8 protein-coding genes are annotated in these 9316 nt (G+C 73.7%); 4 read left to right on the plus strand and 4 right to left on the minus strand.

From position 1 onward, the window contains the following. Positions 1-23: 23 nt before the first annotated feature. Positions 24-533 carry an HNH endonuclease gene (locus SM611_RS27990; RefSeq protein WP_371953194.1) on the plus strand — a complete coding sequence of 170 codons (510 nt, stop codon included), beginning with the start codon at positions 24-26 and terminating at the stop codon, positions 531-533. 231 nt (positions 534-764) lie between these two features. Then, a complete protein-coding gene (locus SM611_RS27995; protein WP_371953196.1) occupies positions 765-983 on the plus strand; it encodes an FmdB family zinc ribbon protein in 219 nt (72 codons plus the stop codon). Here SM611_RS27995 and SM611_RS28000 read toward each other — a convergent pair. The 3 genes from SM611_RS28000 to SM611_RS28010 form a co-directional block, all read right to left on the minus strand. Beyond that, positions 980-1327 carry a DUF1330 domain-containing protein gene (locus SM611_RS28000; protein WP_371953198.1) on the minus strand — a complete coding sequence of 116 codons (348 nt, stop codon included), beginning with the start codon at positions 1325-1327 and terminating at the stop codon, positions 980-982. The two genes, SM611_RS27995 and SM611_RS28000, sit on opposite strands and share 4 nt — an antisense overlap. A gap of 101 nt (positions 1328-1428) precedes the next feature. Then, complete coding sequence (ilvD, locus tag SM611_RS28005; protein ID WP_371953200.1) at positions 1429-3291, minus strand: dihydroxy-acid dehydratase; 1863 nt, start codon at positions 3289-3291, stop codon at positions 1429-1431. Positions 3292-3616: 325 nt separating this feature from the next. Beyond that, the gene (locus SM611_RS28010; RefSeq protein ID WP_371953201.1) at positions 3617-4465 is read right to left on the minus strand and encodes a nuclease-related domain-containing protein; all 849 of its coding nucleotides are present in this window, start codon (positions 4463-4465) and stop codon (positions 3617-3619) included. Between the two features lie 226 nt (positions 4466-4691). Between SM611_RS28010 and SM611_RS28015 the strand changes: the two genes are divergently transcribed. Both SM611_RS28015 and malQ read left to right on the plus strand, forming a co-directional pair. Continuing rightward, positions 4692-6116, plus strand: a complete 1425-nt coding sequence (locus tag SM611_RS28015) for an amidase (RefSeq protein ID WP_371953202.1) — start codon at positions 4692-4694, stop codon at positions 6114-6116. A gap of 28 nt (positions 6117-6144) precedes the next feature. Further along, positions 6145-8244, plus strand: a complete 2100-nt coding sequence (gene malQ / locus SM611_RS28020; protein ID WP_371953204.1) for a 4-alpha-glucanotransferase — start codon at positions 6145-6147, stop codon at positions 8242-8244. Positions 8245-8281: 37 nt separating this feature from the next. On the opposite strand, the gene SM611_RS28025 is transcribed toward malQ, so the two are convergent. Next, positions 8282-9316: hypothetical protein (locus tag SM611_RS28025; RefSeq protein ID WP_371953205.1), on the minus strand; the 1035-nt coding region annotated here is incomplete at its 5' end.

The raw sequence follows: 9316 nt of genomic DNA on the forward strand, positions 1-9316 counted from the left end.
CCGAACCCGGTGGGGGCCGTCTGATGCGGCAGGTCCTCCTCCTGAACGCGACGTACGAACCGCTCACCACGCTGCCGCTGCGCCGGGCGGTCTGCCTCGTGCTCCGGGAGAAGGCCGAGATCGTCCACCACGACACCTCGGGTGCGGTGCTGCACTCGGCCACGATGACGGTCGAGGTGCCGTCCGTCATCCGGCTGCGCCGCTACGTCCGCATCCCGTTCCGCACCCGCGTCCCGCTGACCCGCGCCGCCCTCATGCGCCGCGACAACTTCCGCTGCGTCTACTGCGGGCGCCGCGCCGAGACCATCGACCACGTCCACCCGCGCAGCCGCGGCGGCAAGCACGCCTGGGAGAACTGCGTCGCCTCCTGCATGACCTGCAACCACCGCAAGGCCGACCGCCTCCTCTCCGAACTGGGCTGGACGCTCAGCATCACCCCCGCCGTCCCCCGCGGCGCCCACTGGCGCCTCATCGGCCTCGTCCACGACGGCGACCCGCAATGGGCCGCCTACGTAACCGAACCCGCTGCGTGATCTCCCAGGGGGGCGACCCCCTGGAACCCCCGTCACGACGCAGGCGATCCTCACGCCGCTGTTTCGGTCTTTGTACCCCTTTAGACGTGTGTGGCGTCGCTGCGGTCGCCTGCGTCGGCGGGCATGCCCGCTGCGGTCGCTGGCGCTCCCTCCGCATGCCTGCCCGTGTTGGCCCAGGGCTCCTGGAATCCCGTCGCGACGCACGTGGGCTCGTCCAAGTATTCTTGGGGGGTGCCTCGTTATGACTATCGCTGCCGCGCGTGCGGGTCGACCTTCGAGGTCTCCCGGCCGATGATCAATGCGTCCGATCCGGCGCCGTGCCCGGACGGGCACGACGACACCGTGAAGTTGCTGTCGACGGTCGCCGTCACCGGGACGTCGCGCGACGCGGCGCCTCCGCCGAAGGCGGCGGGCGGAGGCGGGTGCTGCGGCGGGGGCTGCTGCTCCTAGGCGTTCTGGGCGGCGCGCATGGCGCGGCCGGTCGCGGCGGCGTCGTAGTTCGGCGGGACGCCCTGCAGCAGGACGGCCGTGCCCTCCATGTTGTCGGTGCGCATCGGGAGGATCGCCTGGTAGGCGTCCGAGTCGTACCAGGCTTGCGCCTTGTCCATGTCGGGGAACTCGATCAGGACGTAGCCGCCCTCGAACGGGCCCTCGATGACCACCGCGTCGGTCGCGTGGACGAGGAAGCGGCCGCCGAACGGGTCCAGGGTGTCCTGGATGCGCTCGATGTAGGTGAAGACGTCGTCGTGCAGCGGCGGCTGCGGGTGCAGGTGGGCGAGGGCATAGGCGGTCATCGCGGACTCCTTCGGCGGTGGGGCCGGGCGGTTCGCCCGACACCCACCACTCTGCCCTCGGTGGGGAACGGCGGCGATTACCTGACGGGTAATGCCGCAGGTCACCCGTTGAGGCGGTCGAGCTGGGAGACGTCGCGGGCCGCGCCGGTGGACGCCGACGTCGCCATCGCCGCGTAGGCGCGGAGCGCGGCGCTGACCGGGCGGTGCCGGTCGCGGGGGCGGTAGCCGCCGAGGTCGGCGAGCAGCTTCTCGCGGCGGATCTCCAGCTCGTCGGCCGGGACGTCCAGTTCGAGGACGCGGTTCGGGATGTCGATCACGATGCGGTCGCCGTCCTCGACGAGGGCGATGACGCCGCCGCCCGCCGCCTCCGGGGAGGCGTGCCCGATGGACAGGCCCGACGTCCCGCCGGAGAACCGGCCGTCGGTGATCAGCGCGCACGCCTTGCCGAGCCCGCGGCCCTTCAGGAAGCTCGTCGGGTACAGCATCTCCTGCATGCCGGGGCCGCCCCGCGGGCCCTCGTAGCGGATGACGACGACGTCGCCGGGCGTCACCTTGCCGGCGAGGATGCCCTCGACCGCCTGGTCCTGGCTCTCGAACACGACGGCCGGGCCGGTGAACGTCCAGAGCTCCTCCTCGACGCCCGCGGTCTTGACGATCGCGCCGTCGGGGGCGATGTTGCCGCGCAGGACGGCGAGGCCGCCGTCGGCGGTGTAGGCGTGCTCGGCGTCGCGGATGCAGCCCCCGGCGCGGTCGAGGTCGAGGTCCTTCCAGCGGTTGCTCTGGCTGAACGCGGACGTGCTGCGGACGCCGCCGGGCGCCGCGTGGAACAGCTCGACGGCCTCGGGCAGGACGTCGGGGGACCGGACGTCCCACTTCGCGACGAAGTCGGCGATGGACGAGCTGTGGATCGAGTGCGCACCGGAGTTCAGCAGCCCGGCGCGGTGCAGTTCGCCGAGGAGGGCGGGGATGCCGCCGGCGCGGTGGCAGTCCTCGACGTGGTAGGTGGCGAGCGCGGGGGCCAGCTTGCAGATGCAGGGGACGCGGCGGGAGACGGCGTCGATGTCGTCGAGGCCGAACTTCACGCCGGCCTCGGTGGCGGCGGCGAGCAGGTGCAGGATGGTGTTCGTGGAGCCGCCCATGGCGACGTCGAGCACCATCGCGTTCTCGAAGGCGTCCCACGTCGCGATGTTCAGCGGCAGGACGGATTCGTCGTCGCCGTCGTAGTAGCGCTTGGCGATCTCGACGACGGTGCGCCCGGCGTTCTCGTAGAGGTCGCGGCGGGCGGTGTGGGTGGCGAGGACGGTGCCGTTGCCGGGCAGCGCGAGGCCGATCGCCTCGGTGAGGCAGTTCATCGAGTTGGCGGTGAACATGCCGGAGCAGGACCCGCACGTCGGGCAGGCGCTCTCCTCCATCTCGGCGAGCTTGGCGTCGGCGACGGACTCGTCCGCGGAGGCGATCATCGGGTCGATCAGGTCGAGCTTGTTGCCGCCCATGACGCCCTCGACGGGCTTGCCGGCCTCCATCGGGCCGCCGGACACGAAGACCGTCGGGATGTTGAGCCGCAGCGCGGCCAGCAGCATGCCCGGGGTGATCTTGTCGCAGTTGGAGACGCAGACGAGGGCGTCGGCGCAGTGCGCGTTGACCATGTACTCGACGGCGTCGGCGATCAGCTCGCGGGACGGCAGCGAGTACAGCATGCCGCCGTGGCCCATCGCGATGCCGTCGTCCACGGCGATGGTGTTGAACTCGCGGGGCACGCCGCCCGCCTCGCGGACGGCGCCGGCGACGACCTTGCCGACCTCGTCCAGGTGGACGTGGCCGGGCACGAACTGGGTGAAGCTGTTGGCCACCGCGACGATCGGCTTGCCGAAGTCCTCGCGTTCCACCCCGCTGGCCCGCATGAGGGCGCGGGCGCCCGCCATGTTCCTGCCGTGGGTGACCGTGCGTGACCTGAGCGGTGGCATGAGACCTCTCCAACGTGTGACGTGCCGAGCCGTGTGTGTTCTGGGAGCGGTGCCCGCAGCGGCGGATCGCGGCGCTGCCGCCGGCTCAGCGGAGGTCGCGCGCGGGCCGGCCCGTGACCCTCGATGCTACCAACCGGGAGGACGGCATGAGAAAGCCGGGACGCGGCCGTCCCGGTGGGGGCGGGCATCCCGGCAACGCGGCGTCTGCGCGCGGGGCGCCGGCACGCGGCACGGCGCCGTTCCGGCGGGGCTCGCCGTTGAGCCCTCCGGGGCCTCGTGGGCCTCTTCGGGGCGGGCGGCCCGGGGAAGCAGGCCGCCCTCGGCCTCAGTCGGGGTACTTCGGCGGCAGGACCTTCTCGGCCGCCTGGAAGATGCGCCGGACGTCGCCGTCGGTGAGGATCTTCGGACGGCGCCGCAGGTAGGCGCGGGCCCGGTTGCCCGCGTAGACGTCGACGTCCCGCACCCGCATGACCTTCCACGGGATGGACGGGCCGTAGATCGCCACGGAGGGCTGCACCGGCACCTCGAAGCCGACCTGCTCGGCGAGGATGCTGCTGGCCATCTGGGCCTCCCAGCGCGCCTCGTCCAGCCGGTCCTTCTTGTTGAAGGGGCCGTGGAAGAGCTTGAGGTGGGACATGGTGCGCACGGGGAGACGCTTGTCCCACTTCTCGGAGTCGATGGCGTAGACGCCGCTCGGCCCGATCACCAGATGGTCGATCCGCCCGTCGCTGACGCCCTCGTCGTCGCGGGGCACGGCCCGTGCGTGGAGCACGAGGTACCCGTTGCGCTGGAGGGACTTCAGCTGCTTCTCGGTGCGCCGTTCGGCGGCCGAGGACTTCTGCCACGCGGTGACGGACGAGCTCCTGCGCGAGCTCCGGACGAGGTCGCCGACGACCACCAGGACCGCGACGGCGACGCCGAGGCGCCAGCCGAACAGGACCAGGACGGCGACGCCGGCGAGGACGGCCGCGCCGATCCGCCACGCCCAGCGGCGGGTCCGGGGGTCGTCGAGCACCGCCGCGGCGGTGCGCTCCTCGGGCCGCTCCTTCAGCGGAGCCTGGTGATGGTGCTCACTCGTCTCCTCCGACCGTCCTTCCTGCGGCCGCGTGTCCTCGGACTCGGCCGGGGGCTGGCCCCTGGCGCCCTGCGTGTTGCCCCGCTCCATGATCGCCATAAGTGACGCTCCGTATCCCTTTCCCATCGGGGGCATGATCCTCCGTGCGCAGAGTAATCATCCGGCCGGTCGGCGACTAGTCATGCAGGGTTAATAGTTTTGTCGCCCTCAGGTCAGTGAGTAACTTACGCGACGGACGGGTGGGTCGATACTCTTCTCCTTACGTCGTACTTATCGTCCTTGCCCCCTTTGATGCCCGCGCACACGGCGTCTAGCGTTCCGATTCGTGACACAAACACATGACCTCAGCGCTACCCGGATGGCCGCGGCGGTGCGCACCAGGGAAGTATCTCCGGTCGAGCTCGCCGACCACTATCTGGCCCGCATCGAGCGGCTGAACGAGCAGGTCGGCGCCTATGTGACGGTGACCGCCGAACGGGCCCGCGAGGAGGCGCGGCGGGCCGAGAAGGCGGTCCTGGACGCGGCGGACCCGGCGGACCTGCCGCCGCTGCACGGCGTCCCGGTCCCGATCAAGGACCTGAACATGGTGAACGGCGTCCGGATGACCTTCGGCTCGGCCGTCTTCGCCGAGATGACCGGCTTCCTGGACGACAACGTGGTGACCAAGCTGGCGCAAGCGGGGTCTGTGCTGCTGGGCAAGACGACGACGCCCGAGTTCGGGCTGCCCTGCTACACGGAGAGTGACGTCGCGCCGCCGGCCCGGACGCCCTGGGACCTCACCAGGTCGGCGGGCGGTTCCAGCGGCGGCGCGGCGGCCGCGGTCGCGGCCGGGCTGGCGCCGGTCGCGCAGGGCAGCGACGGCGGCGGCTCGATCCGCATCCCGAGCAGCGTGTGCGGGCTGTTCGGCATCAAGCCGACCCGCGGCCGGGTCTCCTCGGGCCCGATCGTCCCCGACCTGTTCGGGCTGGCCACGAACGGGCCGATCGCCCGGACCGTCCGCGACGCGGCCCTGCTGCTGGACGTGATGGCCGGCCACATGCCCGGTGACCTGTACCGGGCGCCGGAGGCGCACGGGCCGTTCCTCGCCCACGCCGACCGGGCGCCGGGCCGGCTGCGCATCGCGCGCAGCAAGAAGTCGCCCGTGCCCGGCGTCGAGGTCCACCCGGACTGCGTCGCCGCCTACGACGACGCCTCCGCGCTGCTGGAGGAACTGGGCCACGAGGTCGTGGAACTGCCGCAGGTGCTCGGCGCCGACCTGCTCCCGCACTTCGCGACGCTCTGGGGGGTGATGGCGACGATGACGCCCGTCCCGGACGAGAGCGAGCACCTGATGCAGCCGCTGACCCGCTGGCTGCGCGCCCAGGGCGAGGCGACCACGGCGCCGCAGCTGTTCCAGGCGCACTCCGCGCTGCAAGGGGCGCTGCGCACGGGGTTCGCGGTGATGGACGAGTTCGACGCGATCCTGCATCCGACGCTCGCGATGCCTCCCGTCCCCGTCGGCCACTTCCACGAGCAGGAGCCGGCGGAGAACTTCTGGCGCCAGACCCAGTTCACCCCGTTCTGCGCGGTCTACAACGTCTCGGGGCAGCCCGCGGTGAACGTCCCCCTGTACTGGAACGGGGACGGCCTGCCGATCGGGGTCATGCTGGCGGGGCGCCTCGGCGGCGAGGGCACGCTGATCTCGCTGTCCGCGCAGCTGGAGGAGGCGCGCCCGTGGATCGGGCGCAAGCCGGAGATCTGGACGGCGTGACGCAGGCCGTTCCGGGCATGGTGCAGGCGTGGGCGACGACGAACTGATCAGGCTGGCGGGACGGCACGGGGTCGCGACGCGGTACACCGACTGGCGCGGCCGGGAGACGGCGGTCTCCCCGGACACGCTCGTCGCCGTCCTGGCGGCGCTCGGGGTCGACGCCTCGACCCCGGCCGCCGCCGCGGCGGAGCTGGAGCGCCGGCGGGAGCGGGAGCGCGCCCTGCCGCCGGCCGTGGTCGTCCGCCGGGGGAGCGGGCCGGTCGCCGACCGGGTCCTCGCGGCGCTCCGCCCCCGTCTCGACCCGGGCGAGGGCGCCGTGGTGGAGATCGAGGTCGGCGCGGAGGAGGTGCTGGCACCGCCCGGCGCCGCCGGACGGCCCGCCGAGCCGCTGTCCGGACGAGCGGACGTGCCCGACGGCTGGCACCGTCTGAACGTCCGGCACGGCGGCCGTCCGGTCCGGGTGCCGCTGCTGGTGGCGCCCGCGTCGCTGCGTCCCCCGCCCCGGACGTGGGGGCTGACGGCGCAGCTGTACTCGGTGCGCTCCCGCGGGTCCTGGGGCCTCGGCGACCTGCGCGACCTGGCCGACCTCGCGGCGTTGAGCGCCCGGGGGGCGGGGGCGGGCTTCCTGCTCGTGAACCCGCTGCACGCGACCGAGCCGGTCCCGCCGGTCGGGCCCTCGCCGTACTCGCCGATGAGCCGCCGCTTCCCCTCGCCGATCTACCTGCGGATCGAGGACATGCCGGAGTTCGCGGCGCTCCCCGCCGCCGACCGGGAGCGTTTCGCCGCCGTCGCGGCGGAGCTCCGCGCCCGGGAGGGCCTCCTCGACCGGGACGCGGTGTGGACGGCGAAGCTGGCGGCGTTCGAGGCGATGCACCGGCTCCGAGCGGACCGGGACGAACCGGACTTCGAGGAGTTCCGCCGCCGGGAGGGCGCGGCGCTCGGCCGCTACGCCCTGTGGTGCGCGATCAGCGAGGAGCAGGGCACGACGGACTGGCGGCGCTGGCCGCCCGGCCTCCGGGACGCCGACGCGGTCGAGGAGTCCCCGCGCCGGGCCCGCGCGGCGTTCCACGCGTGGCTCCAGTGGCGGCTGGACGGCCAGCTCGCGGCGGCGCAGCGGGCGGCGCGCGACGCCGGCATGTCGCTCGGGATCGTCCACGACCTGGCGGTCGGGGTGCCGCACGGCAGCGCCGACACCTGGACGCACCAGGGCCTGTACGCGCCCGGGATGAGCGTCGGCGCGCCCCCGGACGAGTTCAACCAGCGCGGCCAGGACTGGGGCCAGCGGCCGTGGCGCCCCGACGCGCTCGCCGCCGCCGGCTACCGGCCGTTCCGCGAGATGACGGCCGCGGTCCTCCGGCACGCGGGCGGCGTCCGCCTGGACCACGCCATGCAGGTGTCGCGCCTCTGGTGGGTGCCCGAAGGGGCGTCTCCGGCCGACGGCACGTACGTCCGCTGCGACCGCGCGGCGCTGCTCGGCTGCCTCACCTGGGAGGCCGAGCGGTTCGGCGCCGTCGTCGTCGGCGAGGACCTCGGCACTGTCGAACCCGACCTCCGCGATGAGCTGGCCGACCGGGGCGTCCTCGGCACGTCGCTGCTCTGGTTCGAGCGCGACGGCGAGGGGCGTCCCAAACCGCCGGAGAAGTGGCGCGAACTCTCCCTGGCCACGGTCGGCACCCACGACATGCCGCCGATCACGGGCTTCGTCCACGGCGACCACATCGCCCTGCGCGACCGCCTCGGCCTGCTGACCCGTCCCCGCGCCGAGGAGGAGGCCGACCACCGCCGCCAGCTGGCCGACTGGCTGGCGCTCCTCCATGGCGAGGGCCTGCTGCCCGCCCCGCCCGCCGAGATCATGGAGGCGCTGGCCGAGGGCTCGACCGCCTACGACGAGCCGGTGGTGGCCGCCCTCCACGCCTTCCTGGACCGCACCCCCGCCCGCCTCACCGGGATCTCCCTGGCGGACGCCGTCGGCGAACGCCGCACGCAGAACCAGCCGGGCACCGTCGACGAGTACCCCAACTGGCGCGTCCCCCTCGCCGACTCCGAGGGCAGGCCCGTCCTCCTGGAGGACCTCCCGGACGTCGTAGGCCGCCATGCCGTCCTGGGGCAGCGACCCGTCCACAAGTGACGCGACGGTCACCGACCCGGGCGGAGCGGTTCCGCGGTCAGGCGAGCGTCGCGGTGATGCGCTCGGTGACGTCGCGCAGGAGCGTGTCGGGCCGGAGATCGGCGCCGGCGATCGCGGAGAACAACGCGGGCAGGCCGGGCAGCGGGTAGTGGTCGCCGGACGCGCCCGCCAGTGCCTTGTGGCCCAGCGGATTGCGGGAGAGCGACTTGCGGGCCCGCGTCCACGCCGTCTGGACCTCCTCCGGCGACGGGACGCCGAAGCCGTGGCCGACCGGAGCGGCATGGCGCAGCTTGACGAGGGCGCCGTCGGTGAAGTCGGCGGCGAGCCTGCACCGGTCGGTGAGGTCGGCGCGGACCGGGCCGTCCAGGCGGTCCATGACCGTGCACGGCGTCCGGCAGCGGGCGGCGCAGTCGCCGAGGGCGGACGCGACCTGGCTGTGCTGCCGGTCGAGGTACGCGCGCCACCCGGGCCCCGGCTCCTTCGCGACGCGCAGCGTCCGCTCGCAGGCGGACCGCTCCGGGCGCGTGTGGTCGCACATCCGGGCCGACCCCGGCTCGACGGGCACCCCGAACCGGCTGCCCTCGCCGCTTACCGAGGCGCCGATGAGGGCCGGGTCGCCGGCGTGGCCGAGGACGGGCTCCCACGCCAGCATCGGCAGGTACTCGCTCGCGATGTGCACGGCCGCGACCAGCGCCGCCATGTCGCGGCGGTGCCAGCGGATCGCGACGACCTCCAGCAGGAGGGAGTACGCGGGACGCAGGCTGGCGAGGGCGCCGCGCGGACGCTCCCGCGCCGTCTGCGGCATCCGGCTGGCGCGGGCCCGGTCCAGCAGGTCGCGCGGCACCTCGCCGACGGTCTCGGGCATGCCGAAGTCCTCGGCGTCCAGGTCCAGGACGCGCTGCCCGAACGCGCACAGCGCCGCGACCGCCGACGAGCGGCCGTCCGCCGCCAGCGTGCCCTGCGTGATCAGCGCCTCCAGGTCGCCGAACGCGTAGCGCCGCGCGAGCGCCGTGAGCACGTCGCCGGCCGTCTCCATCCCACCGTCCTCCAGCCCCCGCCCGCCGCCATTCAA

The organism is Actinomadura monticuli, from assembly GCF_041463655.1.
Classification (GTDB): Bacteria; Actinomycetota; Actinomycetes; order Streptosporangiales; family Streptosporangiaceae; genus Spirillospora; species Spirillospora monticuli.